The organism is Paenibacillus sp. FSL W8-0426, from assembly GCF_037969725.1.
GTDB lineage: Bacteria > Bacillota > Bacilli > Paenibacillales > Paenibacillaceae > Paenibacillus > Paenibacillus hubeiensis.
Map to the genome: position 1 here is coordinate 3,328,165 of NZ_CP150203.1, position 21,158 is coordinate 3,349,322.

General features: G+C 48.2%; 13 protein-coding genes. 5 read left to right on the top strand and 8 right to left on the bottom strand.

Annotated features, from left to right (window positions below):
• Nucleotides 1–551: 551 nt before the first annotated feature.
• The 6 genes from MKY59_RS15065 to MKY59_RS15090 form a co-directional block, all read right to left on the bottom strand.
• Nucleotides 552–4,097 carry a hypothetical protein gene (locus tag MKY59_RS15065; RefSeq protein WP_339278222.1) on the bottom strand — a complete coding sequence of 1,182 codons (3,546 nt, stop codon included), beginning with the start codon at nt 4,095–4,097 and terminating at the stop codon, nt 552–554.
• Between the two features lie 52 nt (nt 4,098–4,149).
• Complete coding sequence (locus MKY59_RS15070; protein ID WP_339278223.1) at nt 4,150–5,010, bottom strand: hypothetical protein; 861 nt, start codon at nt 5,008–5,010, stop codon at nt 4,150–4,152.
• Nucleotides 4,985–6,388, bottom strand: coding sequence for a hypothetical protein (locus tag MKY59_RS15075; RefSeq protein WP_236414098.1), 1,404 nt, complete (start codon nt 6,386–6,388; stop codon nt 4,985–4,987). The genes MKY59_RS15070 and MKY59_RS15075 overlap by 26 nt, the downstream gene beginning before the upstream one ends.
• A 3-nt stretch (nt 6,389–6,391) precedes the next feature.
• Nucleotides 6,392–9,160 (bottom strand): DUF6603 domain-containing protein, encoded by a 2,769-nt coding sequence (locus MKY59_RS15080; RefSeq protein WP_339278224.1) that lies wholly within the window; start codon nt 9,158–9,160, stop codon nt 6,392–6,394.
• 20 nt (nt 9,161–9,180) lie between these two features.
• The gene (locus tag MKY59_RS15085) at nt 9,181–9,708 is read right to left on the bottom strand and encodes a hypothetical protein (protein WP_236414102.1); all 528 of its coding nucleotides are present in this window, start codon (nt 9,706–9,708) and stop codon (nt 9,181–9,183) included.
• Between the two features lie 242 nt (nt 9,709–9,950).
• A complete protein-coding gene (locus MKY59_RS15090) occupies nt 9,951–11,429 on the bottom strand; it encodes an Lsa family ABC-F type ribosomal protection protein (protein ID WP_339278225.1) in 1,479 nt (492 codons plus the stop codon).
• 596 nt (nt 11,430–12,025) lie between these two features.
• Between MKY59_RS15090 and MKY59_RS15095 the strand changes: the two genes are divergently transcribed.
• The 5 genes from MKY59_RS15095 (at nt 12,026) to MKY59_RS15115 (ending at nt 17,386) form a co-directional block, all read left to right on the top strand.
• Nucleotides 12,026–12,793, top strand: coding sequence for an alpha/beta hydrolase-fold protein (locus MKY59_RS15095; protein WP_339278226.1), 768 nt, complete (start codon nt 12,026–12,028; stop codon nt 12,791–12,793).
• Between the two features lie 95 nt (nt 12,794–12,888).
• The gene (locus MKY59_RS15100; protein ID WP_236414105.1) at nt 12,889–13,524 is read left to right on the top strand and encodes a glycoside hydrolase family 11 protein; all 636 of its coding nucleotides are present in this window, start codon (nt 12,889–12,891) and stop codon (nt 13,522–13,524) included.
• 120 nt (nt 13,525–13,644) lie between these two features.
• Nucleotides 13,645–14,484: an SUMF1/EgtB/PvdO family nonheme iron enzyme gene (locus MKY59_RS15105; RefSeq protein WP_339278227.1), complete on the top strand. Its 840-nt coding sequence runs from the start codon at nt 13,645–13,647 to the stop codon at nt 14,482–14,484.
• 192 nt (nt 14,485–14,676) lie between these two features.
• Nucleotides 14,677–15,390, top strand: a complete 714-nt coding sequence (locus MKY59_RS15110; protein WP_339278228.1) for a glycoside hydrolase family 16 protein — start codon at nt 14,677–14,679, stop codon at nt 15,388–15,390.
• A gap of 307 nt (nt 15,391–15,697) precedes the next feature.
• On the top strand, nt 15,698–17,386 hold the full coding sequence (locus MKY59_RS15115; RefSeq protein WP_339278229.1) for an extracellular solute-binding protein: 1,689 nt from the start codon (nt 15,698–15,700) through the stop codon (nt 17,384–17,386).
• A gap of 216 nt (nt 17,387–17,602) precedes the next feature.
• Here the strand turns inward: MKY59_RS15115 and MKY59_RS15120 are convergent, their stop codons facing one another.
• Complete coding sequence (locus tag MKY59_RS15120; RefSeq protein WP_339278230.1) at nt 17,603–19,243, bottom strand: response regulator; 1,641 nt, start codon at nt 19,241–19,243, stop codon at nt 17,603–17,605.
• A 9-nt stretch (nt 19,244–19,252) separates the two neighbouring features.
• Complete coding sequence (locus tag MKY59_RS15125; protein WP_339278231.1) at nt 19,253–20,962, bottom strand: histidine kinase; 1,710 nt, start codon at nt 20,960–20,962, stop codon at nt 19,253–19,255.
• Nucleotides 20,963–21,158 lie beyond the last annotated feature (196 nt).

The window sequence follows — 21,158 nt, forward strand, 5'->3', positions numbered from 1 at the left end:
TGTTCCCATCCTCAATGTTTGAAAGGACAAAGGCAAAATGGATTCCCTTTGTCCTTTCGTCGGCTGTTACTCGCTTACTCCGCCATAACCGGATTTCGGAAGTGCATGTGGCTTAACGCTTTTTGCACGCAGTTTGTGTTCCTCTTTAACGCTTTTCGAATGCAGCTTATGCTCTCCGCCAGCCGATTTCTGATGCAGCTTGTGTGCTTTTTCGTGCGCTTTTGTTTTCATTTTGTGCTCTGTCTTGTGCAGTGGCAGCAAACAACATACAAGCAGCAATCGCTGTGATGCTTGATTTTTTTATGGATTTTTCCTCCTCGGAATTAGGTTGCGTGTTTACTGTTGCCTGTTGTGACGGGATTTATTTGATATTTTTTTGCATAACTTCTCAAAAAATTCCAAAGGAGAAGTAGCGCTCATTTCAATAAATCGCTTTACAAATCGAAACGGTAAAAGCAGCAAACGGTTAGTGTTACCCATAAAAAATTAGAACCCCCTCCTCCGATAACCATCTTATCGGAGGAGGGGATTCTTGATACCAAACGGTTTCTTTATTGGGATTCTGAGTCAGGTGATTCCCCCAATTTTAATTTCAGCCAGCCTTCTACTGCACGAAATGGAGGTGGAACCAGAAAGGCATTTCCATTGGATGGATGGAGATTCGAAGTTTCGACCCATGCCCCATCCTCTCCGGGCGTGATAAATTCCCATTCCCGGTTAGGCAGCTGCGTCAGCGGCATAACATAGCTTTCTCCTCCGGCCAGCAGCGGACCTAAATAAAAGGTCAGATAAAGCCTGTTTAAAGCAGCTTCGATCCGATCCGGCGGAAGGCGGTGTTCAGCGACAGGCAGCATGCCGCTTATGAGATGTATTGTTGCATAAGGGTCCATAATCAGGGACAAGGCCGTCCCGTCCGTACGGTCGCCAGCGGGAACATCGACCCGATGATTATGCCTGAAATAATCGGAGGTGTACCCTGTATCGGCAAAAGCGCTGTTGAACTGCTTATAACCAGTCTGGTCGTCACGAACAAAAAAGCCGATCATACCATCCCCCGTATGATGGGTTTCGCCAATCCATAACGGCATCTTAAACTGGCTAATGGAGATATCCGGAGGGGAATCCGGGCCCTTGAAGGTTTCAAAAAATTTATAAGCCGCAGGCGGCCCGGCCTGCACCAGCTTGACATGTGCTTTCACCAATGCCAGCGGTTTTCCGGCATATTGGCTTAAACCGGTTGAGCCTGTGGACTCGGGCTGATGAATCTCCCACATGGCCGAGTCGACCAGGTCAAGAAACGGGGTGAGCACATCCTCCTTATGTTCACGGCTTCGGCGCAGAAACTCACTTAAGAAAGCCTTCAAATCCGGATTTATTCCATCAGGTAGTTCTGCAGATCCTCCTCCCGACGGCTCTCTCTCCGGTGTGCCCGGCGAATTTCTCCAATGGACCCGATCTCCGTCGTAGGCTGTCACGATCAGGCTTCCAAGCATATAGCCGTCCTCATCGTAAATCAACAAGCTTTGATCCATATAATTCGGAATCATCCAGCCGCAAATGGGGGAATCCGGAAGATTAAAGTCGCAGTTTTCCCCGGTGCGACCCTGAATCCAGTTAAAATCCAGCCGGGTGGGCTGCATAAAGCGCGGAGGAAGCATCATGTACTGTCCAATCGGGAAAGGCAGCATTCTCATATCTTCAGCGATGGCATATTGGCTGCATTGAACCTCCTGGAATTGACCGAAGGTATCGATCAATCTGAGTTTATCCAGTTTACACCAACCTCCCCTTAAAGGAGAAAAGAACGTATTGAACAGCGGCTTTTCTACGGCAAACTCTCCTAATGCCTCCCTGACCCGCGCTGCCAGTTCCGCACTTCCAATATTAAACACCATGACAGGGAAACGCAGCGCAAGCTGACTCATTAAAAATCGTTCATTAAAGCCTTCCAGGGTCTGAGAGAGATAGTCCAGCTGGGTCAGGTCCCCAAATTTCTTCGTTTCCTCTGCGCCCAATTGCTTGAGCGTCATCGCATAAAGCTGCTCCGCGATATGGGGGGTCAAAAAAATGCTGCCCTCGATCACCACAGACTCATGGGTATCCGGTTCCGAATTGTGATATACATAGTCCGTGCCTTGAAAATTCCAGTGATCCAGCTGCGGATGACTGCTGACAAGTTTTTTGTCCGGATAGTAGAGGGCCCGCCAGCTAAGGATCACAGGATTCCAAGGTTCACTCCATACATTTAAAAACAGCGGGTCGGGCAGCTGCTGCCCTTTATCCAATATGCCTTTTTTCGTAATGTCCTCCAGTGCCTGATTAAAGACTTTTAGCAAATCGTCATATTCATTTTCCGACAACGGCAAGAGATCCAGCTGCTGCGCAATGACGTTAACCAAGAGATCCGCGCAGTTCGATGTAAACAGTACCGCCTCAAGCAGCAGTTCAGGATAATTTCCTTTAACCTGCTTCTGGGCAAGCAGCTGATCGGTGTGACAGGATACCGAATAGGCGTTTTCTCTGAATTTAAAGTCAATCGTAAAGGAGCGGATCGTCTCTCCAAGCAGTCTGCATTTTAAAAGCTCTCCCTGGGATCCGTTTGAATCAAAGAGATTTCCCCGGCTTGCGCCCGAGAGAAGAAGAACCGGAGAATTCGGCTCGTAGAACCGATGGTCCGCCGTTTGCTCCAGATCATAGAAGCTGTGAATAGAACCGAGCAGTTGTTGTTCAAGGATCTTGAGGTGTTCGGCGAGCTGCTCCAAGCCGGACTCCGTAAGGTCCAGCGCCTGGATTTCCTTTGCCAGAGCCTCCTCATATTCCCTCATATTTATTCTTGCCTGGTCATTTCCTAACGGTTCGACGGTGTAGCCTGTAATGATATATTTGCACCAAAGATCATAGATTAACGATCGTTTGGCATCGGCTTCAAATCGCTGCTTATAAAGTTCTTCAAGCCCCTGCTGCAAGCTCCTGAACAAACGCTCCTCGTCCGGGGTGAGTTCCGGCAGCTCCTGATGATCACTGTCGCTGTTGCTGATTTTGCTCTGAAGTGAATAACTGTTCTGTTCCGCAACGATTTGAAACCGTTTTTTATGGTCCGTATAGTCTGCCTGATAAATCCCGTCCAGGTTCATCAGTTTATGACTTTGATCATTTAGTAACACCCGCATTAAGCGCTCGTTCGACATATGATTTGCCGCATTTAAAGCGGCAACCGCTTCAACGGATGAATTGCCAACGGCCAGTTTGGGCATCGGAAGATTGCTGATGAAGTGGCCGTTGTAATCCTGTTCGTCATCCCCCCAATGAAGGCCGGTTACAACTCCGTGCAGCACCGGATAGGCGGGGTAGGCCAAGCCTTCCGGAGGCTTCCATCCGAACCGGTACCTGCAAATTTCTTCCGATTCGATCAAAGCCGGCTGATTTTGATAATAACCCCGTATCACGTAGCTGACTCTGACATCTTTAAGACGATTCCCGAATTTGTCGCCCGCCAATAAATCATCATAAAAGCCGAATACATTGACATGATAAGGATACATGACAGAGAAAGCGGGATTACCGGGCCCAAGCGCGTGAAGGTCTTGAAATCTCTCCAAAGGCTCATTCACGTTCGTGTCGATCGGGAAGGACCGGCCCAAGATCCGGTATGGGAAATCGGGATCATCAAGCTTGGGAAACGTCAAGCTGTCTTCATTCCAGAAAACCGGGCCTTTTTCTTTTTCCATCGCATCGCTTTCCACAATCCAGTGTTTGCAGGATACCCGATCGGGTTGCTTTTTCGAGGACCACAGCCGGGAGACGATCCACCGGTTAGGCGCCCTTGGATATTCGGGCTCAAGCTCTTCGTGGGTTTGATATCCCTGTCTCAGGCCCTCAGGCAAAATCCAGCTCAGATGGATTCCCGGTTTTTCCTGATTCTTTTCACTCATTATCGGAGCGGGAACCTGATCGCCCAGCGGATCTCTGCCGATTTTGGAGAAATTATCGGTGATATCGGCAAAAACGGTGGGCGACGGAGTTGTTCCGACCATCATCGCTTGGACCTTGATTGGAACGCACAATGTTTTATTTTTAGGTAAACGTGGGATTTCCATTCCCTTACACCTCGCCCTCATTCCATGTTCAACACCGCGAAAGGTATTCGTTTTATTCGTCGGTTCTTATAACTCTTCCGATATATGGAGTTTTAATCATCTGGAGTGCAAACTCGGCGGATGTGATCTCCTTTTGAAAATAAGCCTCCATATGCTTTGCCGTTTGATATATATCAATGGTTCGCAAATTCTCGTTCTGCACGACGACTTCAATCGAATCCGATTCAGGGAGCAGCTCGCCGCTGTCCAAATTTCTCATCCGCTTCATGTACCTGCCGTTGATCTGATTAAACCCGAAAAAAAATCCTTCCGGCGGTTGAGCCATTTCAAGCGTATACGGGACCCCTTCAAACAAACCGATTAACACATCATCGGACAAAGTTTCAATCCGGAGTGCCCGCAGGGGGGTGCCCTGAGAGGAAAGGGCTCTAAACTCCAGCCCTCGCCAGCCGGGGACCAAAGGCGAACGAAGGAGAAATCCCCCGATGGCTTGTACTTCATCGTCCAATTCCTTTGCCGTAACGGACTTGTTTTGAAGCAGGGGACGGACAGCCTTCATTCGTTTGCCGATTTGGGATATGACCGCATCGATTAATTCCTGATCATGGGTCAGATCCAGGGAAGCGTTTCTTCCCAGGCTGCAAGCTCCGTCAATCAACGCCTGAAGCCAGTTGGGATTCACATAAAACAGACGGATGGAGTCGGAGGGCAGCATCGATTCCGTGGGGATCAGATAATGAAAAGGCAGGTTCACCAGCAGACCTAATTGGCTCAGCCAGCCGATCAATTCATCGTCCTGATGTTCCAGGCGTACAGGCTGATTTTTCGTGAGCGCAGCAAGCTCGCCAAACACACGGCGAATATGCGTGCGGACGACCTGAGGCGAATTATCCCAATCCATCCGGGCTTGCATCCGAAATCACCTCATTCAGCAAAGTTTTGTATCGATCGTTCAACTGTTCCAGCAGGATTTGTTTTCCGCTGGATCCGGGTTGAGGGTCAGTTCCTTCTGGTGACCGGGCTGTTTTGACAAAAGAATATCCGATGGAGCTCTCATCCTTCCAATCATGAACCCGTTTTTCATTGGACGGTGAAGAAAGGTGAAGGCTTAAGAGCCCTTGATAGACCGAAGTCCTGGCCAGTGTTTCATTGCTCTGGCGCCACGAATACAGCTTTTGGGCAAAAGACTGATCCGCCAGCGCCATCGATTTTCCGATCTGCCATGCGCTGGAATAGCGAATATCCATCATTCCTATATCGGGATCATAGGCCAGCAGCTGGTCGGCGAAGCGCGCGCACTTGACTGGGGTCCTCGGATCCTCATAAGGAATCAGCGGAGACTGGTACCAGGAAACAACCTGACTTCCGTCCCGTACAACATGATTCATCGGAAAGTACCCGAGCTTGCACAGCTTCTGAATTTGCTCGCTGCTTCCCTGGTAAGGGGTAGACAGCATGTCGGCATCCAGGGATGCGAATGCCGATCCGAAATCAAAGGCGGCTTTTGCCATGGAGAAGCTCCAGTTTGCCAGCACGATCATTCTGGCCGTTTGGACATGTGCCAATGCGTCACGGCGGCTTTGCTGGCTGCTGAGACAGACCTCGTATCCTTCCAAAGATACGAGGCAGGCGGTGTGCCGAATGGCTTGGCTGTCGTCGCCGGGGGCCAGGCAGAACCGGTTTGAGACGACCGTTGCAAACCAGTCGTCATTGACGGAAGCGTCGGTCACCTTCCGATCCAGGCTTACGCCTTTTCCGTGAGCCAGCAGCGATAATGCTTCAGGGTAAGGTAATATTTCTGCTAGAAGATTCGCCGGAATATGTACATAGGTGCACGGATCTTCCGGCTTCTCATGGTCTTCCAGCGGGAGAGAAGGAACAAAAACGCCGGCTTCCGGCTGCAGCGCGTTTCCCACCGTGCTTTCGTGGAGCTGGATGCTTTCCGTCTCGTCGAACACAAGGAGGGCGAGCCAGGGCATATGGGACTGGCCCTTCAGCAAAGCCCTTTCCCAGGGAAGGGTTCTGCGGTTCAGCACGATATGGGGAAGACATTCCGCATAGTTGCCCACAGCTTCCCTAGGGGGATAGACGGAGTAGATTTGATCCGGAGACAAGTAAAATCTTTCGGATGAAACCTTGAAGTCGGTCGTTTCACTAGAGAGCCGGCAGTTGATATTGGTAACCTGCTCAACCTGAACCCGGTAGGTTCCGGCCTTCAGCGGCGGTTCACTTCTTTGCGCGAAGCGGATGGATTCTCCCATGGACAGGCTCCTTTCTTTGTTTCTTGGCATGATCTAGCTTCCCTGGCTGCCTGTGGTACGAAGAACGGGAACCGCGAAAAGCACGGCCTGCGGATTATCGGCCAAAGCTCGCGTCTGTACCTGATTCCAAGTTCCAAAGGCTTCCGCTGTATCCATTAGAAGACGGTCTCGTCTGGGATTGCTGCCAATCGTGGTTTTTACGATATTCAATACGGTTTCAGGCTCGGCGGGATACACCTTTGCCGGTTCATATACGGGAGGGTGATAAACGGCAGTTCTGATGATCAGCTCTGATGAGCTTAGAACCGATTCTGCATAGCTGCCTTCCCGGGGAAGGATATGAATTAACGAAACCGGATTATGAACGGTAATGGACATGCCTACGGGCATATCCCTCATCAAAGAAGCATCCGGTCCCGGCGCCTGGTTTCCCCATAAGGCGGACGGCATGTTTCTTACTTCGGGAACGGCTTGCAGAAACGGAACAGCTTGATCATCTTCCAGTCTTTTGATGGTGACGTGCTGTTCCATTCGAACATCGCTCAGACCCATGGGCACGATCCCGAATTTCGTTTTGTTCTGCAGCAGCCTTTGTCCGTTAAAGTACAAATCGGAGCAGGGCGTTTTCTGTTCGATCATAATTCCGGCTCTAAAACCGTCGACGATATAAACGACGCTGCCATCCGCTTTTTGATATTGGGTGAGAAGTCCGCTGGCAATGGAGATGCTGCCCAGTCTGGCTGCTCCGGCTGCCGCAGAAGCCGACGCTGCAAGCCTGGCTTTACCGTCTCCGAAGGATCCGGGAATAAAACTGTCCGCGAATTCATCCCAGCCGATGGTTCGGGTCTCCTGCGGATTGTCATCCCCGAAACCGATGGTAAAGGAGATAATGGTCCAATTGATTCTGACTTTTCCTGAAAATTTGGGTCCCCAAAGCGACAAATCTGCTCCCATCTCTACCTTGAACGTTTTGCCGATGCCGAATATTTTGATGCGGTAGGATACGCCGACGGATACCCGAACTCTGGCTTGATAAAAGAACGGCTTCCATTTCAAAATAAAATCGGCTGCAGCATAGAACCAGGCTTTCAGATTTCCCGACTCAAACAGCAGCTGCAGGCTGACGCCGGCCATCATACAGGAAGGGGTTACGGCAAAATAGGCGTCACCTTTAATTGAAATATTGCGATTGATGATCCAGGAAACACCGAGCGCCGGGATATATGGATAATGGATGTTATGGAATGCCGGATGGTGGCATCCGCCCAGGGTGATGATGAAGTCTCCTTGATAGGTTCCGCTGAACCAAAACCCGATCGCAAAGCCTCCCTGGAGCTTACAAGCCGGGTCAAACAGGAAAGAACGGTCTGTCAAAGCTGCCATGACCAGCAGTTGGCCATTTCCCGGATCGAATACGGCTTTCAGCGCAAGTTCAGCCCGCATAATCGGGCTTACTCCGGTTAATTTTGGCGGCATTGATGCATTGGATAAACCGAGCAGGGAAATGACCAGTCGATTACCCATTTCGATATTGAGCAGCGCAAAGCTTTCCAACACGCCATACGTCGTAAATCGAACCCCTGCCGATATGAAATATTGGCCCGAGGCGGGAACGATCGACTTGCTCAAAGCGCTTAAGGCCACCATCGGCGGTGTGTCCGGCCGAAGTCCCGTGTTGTCTCCCATAGCCGCTTCCACCAAAGGGAAGGACCGGACCTGGGTCAAGTCGGGCAGCTTTAAGGACCGATTCACCCCGAGCCCAAATGCCAGACCATTAACAAAGAAGAAGGGCGGTCCGCCGAGCGGCAAGCCAAGCATCAGGTAAGCAAAAAAGGTCATTTCTCCGCTGCCGGGCATCTCGCCGTAGGAACCGAGGGCCTGCAGGCTGTATTGGCCGATTTTTAAGCCTAAAACCCCATTGTAAAGCGTCTTTTCTTCGGGTGATTTATATAATCCGCCCGTCAGGCTGAACCCGGGCTTCTCCAGCGTGACCATTAAACCGCTCAGTCCAAAATCGAAGTCGCTCAGGTCTTTTAAAGAAGTCGACACGTTAAGTTCAAAAAAGTCCAGCCGGATGAACGAGATCGTAAAGCTTGCGTCGAGATATAACGTAAGCTCGGATTCGATCAGACTGACTCCGATTTTGGAGAAGTACAGGACGCCGAAGCCTTTATGGATATCAAGCCAATGGATGGTGTTTGTCGGAAGTTCCGAAGCATTCCCCGGTAGCTGAGGAAGTGCAAGCTTGTTTTTCAAGGATTGGATATAATCTATATCGAGGTTAACGGCCAGCTGTTTAATGACTAGCTGGGCAAGAAAAGTAAATTTAAATTCAACATTTTCCGTGTAACTCAAATTCAACCCTTTAAAGATAAAGCCGTCTTCGGGATTACAGAACCGGCCGATGATCGGGATGCTGGTGAGCTCCAGTTTCCGGTCAAAGTCCAAAGCCAGCTTATAACTATCTGCCGGTTTATTCGGACTTTTCCATGCTTCCAGCAACAAATGGCCAAAATGACGTATGTCACCATCGAAGACGATTTTGTTTTCGTCGGATAAATAATCGATTCCGATGGATTCGATAACCAATTCGAAGTTCAAAAACTCCGGAAGCAGGATGCCAAAATTATCGGCCACCTCACTCATTTCAAAAGAGATGTCCGGGTTGACCCATTTCCCTGCAACGACAAGGCCTTCTTTTTTCTTGAGAAAAACAATTTGAAAGAGGGCTTCCCCGATGTAAAACTCGCTGTGAAGCACGGCGGTCAGTGATTTGACGGATTCAGCATCGTAAGCTTTCATTTTATTGACGGCTCCTTAGTCTAAGTTAAGAGCTGGTTAATATCTTCAAGCTGCATGCGCTCTATAATTTTTTGGCGGTTGGTGTTATAAACGGCAATGCCGAGAGATTTGATATTAAAGAGCTTCAAGCTTTCATCGGGATGAACCGGATTTAAGATGACAAAGTTAAATGCATACTCGCAAGGCTTGGAATTGGCCTGGATGCTGGACGAATCGACGTAAACGAAGAGCTGGCGGATTTGCACTTGAATATCCGCGAGGTTTTTCAGGCCCAGCGATTCCAACGTAGACTTCATGCTCTCTTCGTTGACCTTCTGACCGCCGCCGAACGACTGGATAATGTTATTGATTTCGGTGACCAGCTCCGTCAGCGTCATGCTCTGGGCTTCAGGATCGGTAGGCATGACGAGGATTTTCGTTTTCTTTTCGTCCTTGGTCACCTCATACTGATAGACGCCTTTGAGACTACAGTTCAGAATCGTCAAATCCACGAAAGCCAGAACATTGTTGCCTCCTGCGGCTTCGATGTTGAATACCTCTTGACTCATTTCGTTCATCCTCTCCACGTAAATGATTAAAGTTTGTATAAGCTGATGTATAAGAAAGCTGCGATGCTGAATCGCCAAGAGTTACCGGACATTGAAGTCAAAAAATTCGGTTTGAAAATTGTCCGATTATACAATATGTGATGAGCTGGAAAATCAGTACGTGTGTTATGACTTGGAATTTCAAAAGCAAAAAAAGCCGCTAAATTAGCGACTTTTTCCTGTATGTCACGTGTCTTGAGCGCTCACAGCTCAACGATATCCGTGGCGATATTTTCGCAAAATTCGCTGTCATGCTCCACAAAAAGAAGGGTAGGGGCGTGCTCGAGCAGCAATTCCTCGATCTGCATTCGGGAAATGACATCCACAAAATTGAGCGGTTCATCCCATACGTACAAATGAGCCTGCTCACTGAGGCTTTTGGCGATCAGCACTTTCTTTTTTTGGCCTGCGCTAAACGTCGAAATGTCCTTCTCCAATTGCAGCCTTGAAAAATCAAGCTTTCTTAATATGGATTTGAACAGACTTTCATCAATGTGCCGGGCGGCGGCAAATTCGGATAAGCTTCCTTCAAGGCCTGACGTGTCCTGGGATACGTACGAAATTTTAACTTGGGGATCTTTTCGGAGATGGCCTGTATACGTGATCCGTTCATCACAGATCAGTTTCAGGATGCTTGATTTTCCAGATCCGTTTTTGCCGAAAAGAGCGATGCGATCCCCCTGTTTGACCGTGAAATTCACATCTTTACAAACCGTCTTGGAGCCATACGATATCGATACATGTTCCAACTGCACAAGTTCATCTTTGTGAAAATCCAATGGATGGATCTGCAAACGTTCCGCACTCTCGATATTTTTGAGGAGTTTGGATTTTTCGCGGATGGCTGCTTGCTGTCTTTGCTCCAAGTTTTTGGAACGTTTCATCATTTTGGCAGCCTTATGTCCGATATATCCTTTGTCCACCTTGGAACCTGAATTTCGGGTGCCGTTTTTCGTCCGTTCGACTTCATGCGACCAGCCTCCCGTGCGTTTGGCGGAATCGGATAAACGTTTAATGTCTTTTCTTAATTTATCGTTGCTTGCGAGCTCGAATTGATCTTGTCTTTGTTTGTTTTCCCACCAAGCGGAAAAATTCCCTTTCTGAATCTCGATATTGGTTTTATTGATGGAAAGGATGTGGTCTACGCAATGATCCAGGAAGGAGCGATCGTGGGATACCAAAATAAAACCGCTTTTGCTGCTGATGTAATTGCTGACGAGTTTTCTGGCATGGATGTCCAAATGATTGGTAGGCTCGTCAATGAGCAAAAACCGATTTTCCTTCATAAACAAGGCAGCCAGCAATATTTTCGTCTGCTCCCCGTTCGACAGTGAACTGAAAGGCCGATACAATACATCTTCCGAAACCTTTAGCAGGTTCAGTTCTCGTACAAGTTTCCAATGCAGGTACTCTGGATAAACGTCCTCGACGACCTCGATCGTCATCGCATCTTTATTTTCGACGTGGAAAGGAAAGTACTCGAAACTAACGTTCGCAGATATCGTACCACTATATTCGTATTTGCCGAGCAGCAGGTTAAGAAACGTCGTTTTTCCTCTGCCGTTCCTTCCCGTAAAGCCCAATTTCCAATCCGTATCCAATTGAAAGCTTACATTCTCGAATATGTTATCGTAACTGCCTTCATAGGCAAAAGTCAGGTTAGAGACGTTTATTAATGACACAAGGGATCATCCTTTTCATTTAATTTAGATGGCTAAATGATAGAGGAAATGACCATGACATGGATCCCTTTTTTGATAATCTGAATAAGCTTTCTAATCAGAGTTCCGATTTAACCGTATGGTGGACCATGTCAATGTTCATCCTCAGCGACAGGCCCACATAAACATCTACAACCTCTAATTCGGTCATCCTCTGGTCCCCCCTTTAAAAGTTCTGTATTTCAATAGAGAAAACTTAACATGGTTTATAATCATGGGTCAAGTTGCGGGGACTCGGCATCATCATACCGGTTTTGCAACGATACAGCCAAGTCCTATACTTTATCCGGTTGCTGTTAAAATATGTAAGCGCTACACTCGGAGAGAAGGAGCGAATCGAAACCAAGGCCATTCGAGTTTCATGCTCCTTTAGCCTGCTTTTCTTGGAATGTAAATTCACGCAGAAAGGAAGGTGGTGTCGTAACGTGCTTGGCGATGCAGGGGAGTAGCTGGAAACCGGGGATCTGCTGCAAGCGAAATTCAGAGGGAGAAGGAATAATGTTGTCATTGTAAAGCTGTTCGATCGAAGAACGCAAACCTTGAAGGGAGCACCGTACATGATAACTTCGGCACCTGAAGGATTTGACCAATACCGCGATAACATACCGCGCGGCGTGGTCGAGACGGTGGAGTATGACTCCGCAACGGTCGGCAATGTACGTAAAGCATTGGTGTACAAGCCGCCAGGATTTTCTTCGGCACTTACGTACCCTGTCCTTTATCTGCTGCACGGGATAGGCGGGGACGAAACGGAGTGGCACAACCATGGCGCTCCACAGACCATTCTCGACAATCTCTACAACGACAGCCTGCTTGAACCGATGATTGTTGTATTTCCCAACGGCCGCGCCATGCCTAATGATCGCGCGGAGGGAGACCTTTTTGATCCCGAGAAAATAAGAGCTTTCGAACGGTTTGAATCCGATCTGCTTCATGACCTTATCCCTTATATCGAGTCCAGTTATCCTACAAGTACAGCCAGGGAAAACAGGGCAATCGCCGGCTTGTCCATGGGGGGAGGACAGTCCTTGAACATCGGACTCAGCCATCTTGAGCATTTCGCTTGGGTCGGCGCCTTTTCGGCAGCTCCGAACACCAAAGCCCCGGAGCTGCTCGTGCCCGATCCGGCCAAAGCGTCTTCGCTGCTCTCGTTGTTATGGATTTCCTGCGGCGATCAGGACAATCTCATCCAGATCAGCATCGGCGTACATCAATACCTGGAGCAGCAAGAAGTACCTCACATTTGGTATGAAGAGAGCGGAGGACATGACTGGCCGGTGTGGAAGAACGATCTGTACCTGTTTTCGAAACGCCTTTTCAAATGATTGCCCGCATTCAATCACTCGTTGAAAGAAGTCCGTAAAGGTTGCTGTGACGATGTTAAATCAGTATCCATTAAAATATCAGGAGGTATTCCGATATGTTTAAATTTGGGAAAAAATTGATGACCGTTGTTCTTGCAGCTTCCATGAGCTTTGGTGTCTTCGCCGCAACTTCTGGAGCCGCGACGGATTATTGGCAGAACTGGACAGATGGCGGAGGTACGGTCAATGCCGTGAACGGTTCAGGCGGAAACTACAGCGTAACCTGGCAGAATACGGGGAATTTCGTTGTGGGTAAAGGCTGGACGTACGGGACGCCTAATCGTGTAGTAAATTATAACGCTGGTGTATTCTCACCTTCGGGTAACGGATACCTGACTTTTTATGGCTGGACCCGAAATTCCCTGATCGAGTACTACGTGGTAGATAACTGGGGAACATACCGTCCGACAGGTACGTATAAAGGCACCGTAAACAGCGATGGCGGCACGTACGACATCTATACCACGATGAGATACAATGCCCCTTCGATTGACGGCTATCAAACATTCCCGCAATACTGGAGTGTCAGACAGTCCAAACGTCCCATCGGAGTAAACTCCACGATCACGTTCAGCAATCACGTGAATGCATGGGCAAGCAAAGGCATGTACTTGGGCAGCAGCTGGTCTTATCAGGTAATGGCAACCGAAGGATATCAAAGTAGCGGAAGCTCAAACGTAACCGTCTGGTAATCGTTTTCATTGTGAAGGGAATCGGAAAGCAGGGGTATCCTGAATTCCTGAACTGAACCAAAGCAGGACAGGTCCATGATCTGTCTTGCTCCCAGCTTCAGTTTCGAAGGAGGTCGTTGAATGGGAAAGTGGATGATATTGCTTTCAATTCTAGCTGTTGCTGCTTTGAGTGCTTGTTCAACCGCCGGCTCCGCAGTGAGTGATGATCTTATTCTGGTTGAGGGTGGTACGTTTAAGAGCAGTAAGTCCGCTTATAGCGGCAAGGGCGTTACCCTGTCTGATTTCTATATCGGGAAAACCGAAGTGACTCAGAAGCAATGGATGGAGGTCATGGACAATAATCCGTCCGGCTTCAAAGGAGAAGACCGGCCGGTTGAGAGGGTAAGCTGGTATGATGCGGTGGAATATTGCAACAAGCGCAGCATCAAGGAAGGTTTGAAACCTTATTATACAATTGATAAGGATACAATCGATCCAAATAATAAAAATGAATATGATAACCTGAAATGGACCGTTACCATCAACGAAGGATCAAACGGTTATCGCCTGCCTACAGCAGCGGAGTGGGAATATGCTGCAAGCGGAGGGCAGAAAAGCAAGAATTATACGTATAGCGGCAGCAACAATGCTGATGAAGTGGCCTGGTACTGGATGAATGCGGGGGACAAGCCGTTAACCGGAGAATGGAGCTGGCCGGTCATTGAGAACAACCGCACACAAACGAAACCTGTCGGTACACAGAAGGCCAATGAGTTGGGTATTCATGATATGTCCGGCAATGTAAGAGAATGGTGCTGGGAATGGCACAGCCACCCCGAAAGCCCGGAGAATACTTGGCGAGTAACCAAGGGCGGAGGCTGGGTCAGCGGGATGAACAATATGGAGATTTCTTTTCCAGGCAAATTCGATGCTAATGGCTTAGGGCCCGATCAGGGTTTGAGGGTTGTACGAGGAAAATAAAGGGGGCCCCTTCAATAGAGAAGGGCTCTTTCCTTTGAAACTAAAAAGATCATTTTGAACCAATCATCTTTAAAAATGAATATCTGTTCTTTCAAGTTTGTTATAGTTCGAATAAGGAGAAGTGTATAAAATGGGTACAACACCCATGTAAGCGCTTTAAACTAAGTGGGTGAATTTGAATGGAGGTGTATGATGAAAAGGAAGACATGGGTTGCGTTAATGGTTTCGGGAGTGGTTTCATTATTATTTTCAGTAAGCGCTTTCGCGGGGTATGTATTTTGGGAGCCGCTAACGTACCACAACCCGAGCACATGGCAAAAGGCTGATGGTTATTCCAATGGTTCGATGTTTAACTGCACCTGGAGGGCGAATAATGTTAATTTTACGAGTGACGGCAAACTGAGGCTGGGTTTGACAAGTTCTGCGTACAACAAATTCGATTGCGGGGAATACCGAACAACCAACAAACATGGGTATGGTCTGTACGAGGTGAGCATGAAGCCTGCCAAAAATACGGGAGTCGTATCTTCCTTCTTCACCTATACAGGGCCTGCGGACGGGACGCAGTGGGATGAGATTGATATTGAATTTTTGGGAAAAGACACGACGAAAGTGCAACTCAATTATTACACGAACGGCGTCGGCGGTCATGAAAAAATCATCAATCTGGGCTTTGATGCGTCCCAAGGCTTTCATACGTATGCATTCGACTGGCAGCCCGGTTATATCAAGTGGTATGTCGACGGTGTTCTGAAACATACGGCCACAACGAACATTCCGAAGACGCCGGGTAAAATTATGATGAACCTGTGGAACGGAACTGGCGTGGATCACTGGCTTGGACCGTACAATGGAGCCAATCCGCTGTATGCCGAATACGACTGGGTGAAGTATACAAGCAACTAAAATGGCCAAAGCACAATAAAGTAAAATCATGAAAGGGAAAGTGGAGAGGTATGCTCTCCGCTTTCCCTCTTTTTAATTGCATAAAAAAGGGAGTCCGGAAGCGAAAAATACAGATGATTAAACGAAAAAACGGCTGTTTTTTTGCATTTTTACAAGGAACATTGCACTAATACAACATTCATATCCATTTTCCAATATCCTAAATTAATGCAATAAATGTTGTAATATTAGTATGGGCATACATACGGATCATTCATTATGATGGACTCTGTAAACAACATTACTACATAGACAGGGGGAACAAAGGTTGGACATGAGCAAAAAAAGAAAAATAGGCAGTTTGGCACTCGCCGGAGTGTTCGCGCTTTCCGCTGTACTCAGCGGGTGCGGCAGCAGTGGACAGAGTAAAGAAGCTGCGTCGGGCACACCAAGTGCTGCACTGGAGATGAAGGATGGTAAATATGATCCGCCTGTCAGCATCACGTATTTGCGGCCATGGGGTCCGGATGTGAAGTTCAAATCAGGTGAGGACCAGGACAACAACGTACACACCAAATGGGCAAAAGACAAGCTCGGCATTGAATTGAAAAATCAGTGGGTTTCACCGTCCACCAATAATGCATTCGAAACCAAGCTGCGCCTCTCGCTTGCTTCCAATGCGGAGATGCCAGACATTATTTCGTATCGCGGGGAATTCAATCTGGTGCGCGAGTTGATCGAAACTGGCAAATTTGCAGATGCTGGCGAATTGTTTGATCAATATGCGAGTGATACGTGGAAAGCAGCCGTTAATGAAGATCCTTCCGTATGGTACCCGTACATGCAGGACGGCAAACGAATCGGCATTCCGATTCTCGACTATGCCTATAACGGAGATCCGGTGATGTGGATTCGGGAAGACTGGATGAAAAAATTCAATCTGAAAGCACCGGAAACATTAAGTGATCTTGAAGTAATCATGGAAACGTTTACAAACAAAGATCCGGATGGAAACGGCAAAAAAGATACGTATGGTCTGACGATCGGATTCAAAAATTGGTTGAACACCTGGATGTCTGATGCAGGCTGGATTTTCGGAGCGTATGGCACGATGCCGAATCAATGGAACCTGAATGCAGATGGCAAGCTTGAATATGGCTCCGTCACACCTGGTGCAAAACAGGCTCTTGCCACATTGCAGGACTGGATGAGCAAAGGGTATATCCCGGAAGAAGCGGGCGTTTATGACGAGACCAAAGCTGCGGAAGAATTTACGGCAGGTAAAGCAGGCATTGTTGTAGGACCTCACTGGATGCCGTCATGGCCGCTGGAGGATGTGAAGAAAAATAATCCGGAAGCTGAATACAAAGCTTATCCCATTCCGGCCGGACCAGATGGCAAAGCAGGCAGACGTGGTACATCGAACGGTAATGGCGTGATCCTGATTAACAAGGACATGAAGAACCCGGAAGCCTTCTTCACCTACCAGAACTATCTCTTTGACCACTATGCGAATCCAACAGAAGGCGATGAATTCGAACACGGCTTCGCTGAAGGATATGACTGGGCTATGGTTGACGGCAAACCTTCTACAGATGCCGGTGCGACCGGCGGATATTTGCCTGAGAAGTACACGTTGACATTTGACGGTGCACGGATTCCAAGTCTGAGCATGACCACACTCGCGAAGCTTGCAAGCGGGGAAGAAGCAACAACGCCTTTCGAGAAAAAAATGAAATCCGGCGTGCCGGAACCGATGCTTGCAGCAGCCAAAATTGTTATGGATCAAAAAGATATCGTCTATAACCAAATGTTCACAGGCGCTCCAACCATGACGATGCAAATGAACAACGATATTCTGTCGAAGATGGAGAAGGATTTGTTCTCGCAGATCGTTTATGGCAAAGCTCCGGTAGACGCGTTTGACGGCTTTGTCGAGAAGTGGAAATCTTCCGGCGGGGATCAGATTACGCAGGAAGTAAACGAGTGGTATCAATCCGTAACAAGCGGAAAATAAAGCGAAAGATTAATTACAACAGCTGCATGAGCAGTCTTGTTCGTATGAATAGACTAAGTCGTGTGAACAACTGGACCAAGAAGCAAACGAAATTGAAAAGGCATTGTCGGAGATCATTCCGGCAATGCCTTTTGGCTGTACGGGCGTTGGAACAAGCGCGTCTCACATCTCTAGGTTCGGGCAATCGAACAGCCAGCCTTTGGATTCCGCGTTGTATCACACGGGCAGATTCTCCCTGTACTCTTGCGGGGTCACGTCATAGAATTTTTTGAACACCCGGATAAAATAGGCGGTATTGTTGTACCCGACAAGCTCGGCAATCTCAAATACTTTTGCACTGGATGAACGCAGGTAATACGCTGCTTTTTCCATACGCAACCGATACACATAGGCGGTAAGAGCTTCTCCTGTCTCTGCCTTGTATACCTTGGACAAATACACCGGATGAAGGTGAACATGCTCTGCTATAGCGGGCAAGGAAACGTCATCAGCGAGGTGATGGTCTACAAAGCTTTTGACACTGCGCACGATCGTGCTGTGATTGTCCTTCAGCTCTTGTTCCGCATCCTCACTGATCGAATGAAGCGTCCGGATGGACCAGTCTTTCAGCTGCTGCGCGGTGGCATAACTCGGTGCCTGAAAGTATCGATACGTTTCGGCAGGAAGCACGGAAGAGATCTGTTTGCCGTTCTTGTGAATGATGTAAGCAAACGCCCCCGCCAAGGCATGATACACTTCGATGGTCGTTTCCGCAATGTCATGATGCTCGCCTGAATGCAGCAGTTCATCAAAGATTACCTCGATTTTCTGCTCCACTTCGTCAAAACGTCCGGCTTCCAGCAAACTGATCAGCGTAGGCGGTTTGTACAAGGAACGGATCGCCGGCACCGGATGCACATCCGGATCATCCGAAGCCGTAACGAACAGGCCTCGTACCTGACCCATCCGCTTGCGCATGGAACGTACGGCTCCCTCGTAAATTTCACCGATCTCGTAAGGAAACTTGCCCCAATGGGAGACCGAGATGGAGATGGCGCCTTTCAAGTAGAGCTGTACATTCGTTTGAATCTGGGCTGCATACTGCTCCAGCAGGGCTTGCGGTTTCTCATCCTTGGTCAACCCTGTTGATGCGCCGTGTTTAACGCTGGCCAGTACAACGAGATAATCGTGGACATCCCGTGTGTGCCAGATATGAAAATGATGCTGCATCACTTCACTGATGATATTGCATATCGCGTATTCCATTAGAGAAAGATCATGCTGGCCCATCTCGGATAAATGCTCCTCCATACGGATCACCAGCATGCCCAGTTCTTCACCGACCGAGTAGGGCAGCTCCAGCAATTCAAGCTTGTCCGACAGGGCTTGCGGAGAATAGGTTTTGCCTGTGAGGAGTTCATGAAGCATGGTCGATTGCAATAGAGGCAGGTTCTCCTGAAAAGCATGCAAGGCACGTTGATATGACGCAGCAGTTTCCCATTTTTGCTTGATCCGGTCCACGAGTCGCTGCACGGTCTCGATCAGGTCTTCATCACTAACAGGCTTGAGCAAATAGTCGAAACTTTCCAGCGCCATCGCCTGTTTGGCATATTCAAAATCGGCATATCCCGATAAAAGAACGGTCTGCACATGCGGCCAGCGTTCGTGAATGGCTGAAATCAGCGCAATGCCGGACATCTCCGGCATGCGAATGTCTGTAATAACGATATCAATATCGTGATTTTCCATGATTTCAAGCGCTACCGCGCCGGACAAGGCTTCGTGAACCGTGCCGATTCCGCAGCTCTCCCATGGAATCGTTTCGGCTAACGTTTCCACGACCGATTTTTCATCGTCAACCAATAAAATCTGTAACATGCGTATCACCTACTCTTTGATATTGTCGTGCCATGTGATGCTTACTTTAACGCCGCCGGTTGGCGAATGTTCATAATGTAGTCCGGCCCCGTCACCATACAAAAAGTACAAACGTTGATGAACGTTCCAGGTGCCGCAACCCATATGTTCATCCAGTGGTTTCAACAGATTGCTCTTCAATTGATTCAGCTGTTCATCCGTCATGCCAAGTCCGCTGTCTTCAACGGTAATCTTGTACTTGTCATCCTTGCAATCTGCAAAAATGGTAATATGGCCGTCCTCGGATCGAGGCTCAATGCCATGAATGATAGCGTTCTCTACGATAGGCTGAAGCGTGAGTCTTGGAACGGTTTTGTCCAAAATATCATCAGGTACGTCGATCGTAAAATGCATCCGTTCCAGTCTCAACGACTGGATTTCCAAATAATTTTTGACCATTGTCAGTTCTTCCTTGACCGTGGCTTGATCCTTCTCCGACCTTGTTATGTATCGATAATACTCACCCAGATTCAGAGCCATGGCGACCACGGCTTTTTCGTTTTTCATCCTGGCCATGTTTTTGATGTAGAAGAGGCAGTTATAAAGAAAATGCGGATTAATCTGCGACTGCAATTGCTTCAGCGTAGCTTCGCGTCTTCTCAGCTGCTCCTCGTACACATTCTCGATCAATTCCTGAATGCGCTGTGCCATGATGTTAAATCGTGCAAACAGCAGACTGAACTCGTTCCGTGACGAATGCTGCAAACGAACGGAAAAGTCCCCGGTCGACAAGCGATTCGTACCTTTCACCAGTTGAAGAAGCGGGAGTTGAACGCTCCGGTACAAGACATACAACACAACCACGCTCATGGCGATCAGTACCGTGATGGAAGCAAAAAAGAGATTGCGGCTGCTCGTAATCGGTCTCAGAATTTGCTGCATGGGAACATAATCGACATAATACCATCCCAGGCTGCCGGATTGAATATAGGAAACATAGTATTCGGTATGATCCAGGTTGGTAGTAAAGCCGCCTTTGCCTTGCAAGTCCATCTCCCGCAGTTTGCCTTGAACCGCTTTCAAGGTGTCATTGCCGCTGCTGTTGCTGATCAGGCCGAGTTCGGGATGAAACATGAAGGGATCGCCCTTGTTATTTAACTTGTTCTGATCCAGCATCGCCGTCAAATGACGAACAGGGAAGCTGATCTTTGTGATTAATCTGGCTTTGTCCGGTTTGATGCTCGCTGTGGTCGGGTCCGTGGTGTACCATTCAAACTGGTTAAGCGTATACGTCCATGATTTCGAGAGCGGTTTCGTGAATTCGTCTTCCCGGTACGGAATAGAAGCATAATAATCCGTCGAGATGACTTTTTGCAAACGCGGAAAATACAACGTAATCGTTGAATGCCATTTGCTGGCCGCATTGTACAGGTTCAACTTTTCAAGAATGGCGCTGCCTACCTTGACACGTTCATAAGGGTTATCTTTATAGTCCGGACGCTGGTATTCCTGAATGCTGGAATCCTGGCCAATGGACATGCCGTAAAGAGACAACTGGTAAATATTGGATTCTACCGAATCGGCAAAAGTCGATAGATGATTCATCGAATTATTCTGGATTTCATGTTCGATCACGCGTACGCTCTCCCTGTTCGAGTACGTGTACAGAAACAGCACCAGTACCAGCAACACGATGAACAGCAGGGTGATTTTGGTAAAGACATTCAGACGGGCGAACAACGTTCAACCTCCTCAACTCATTTAAATATTGTTATCGTTGTTGCAATATTAGGATATAGATCGCAAATGGCCGTTGCTATAATTTTAATATACAAGTTCATGCGGACTTGTAAAATACAAAATTTAGAACATGGGGGATGTTGGGGTGAAGGAACATACGTTGGAAACGCCGCATAAACGGCGTGCCGCCAAGACG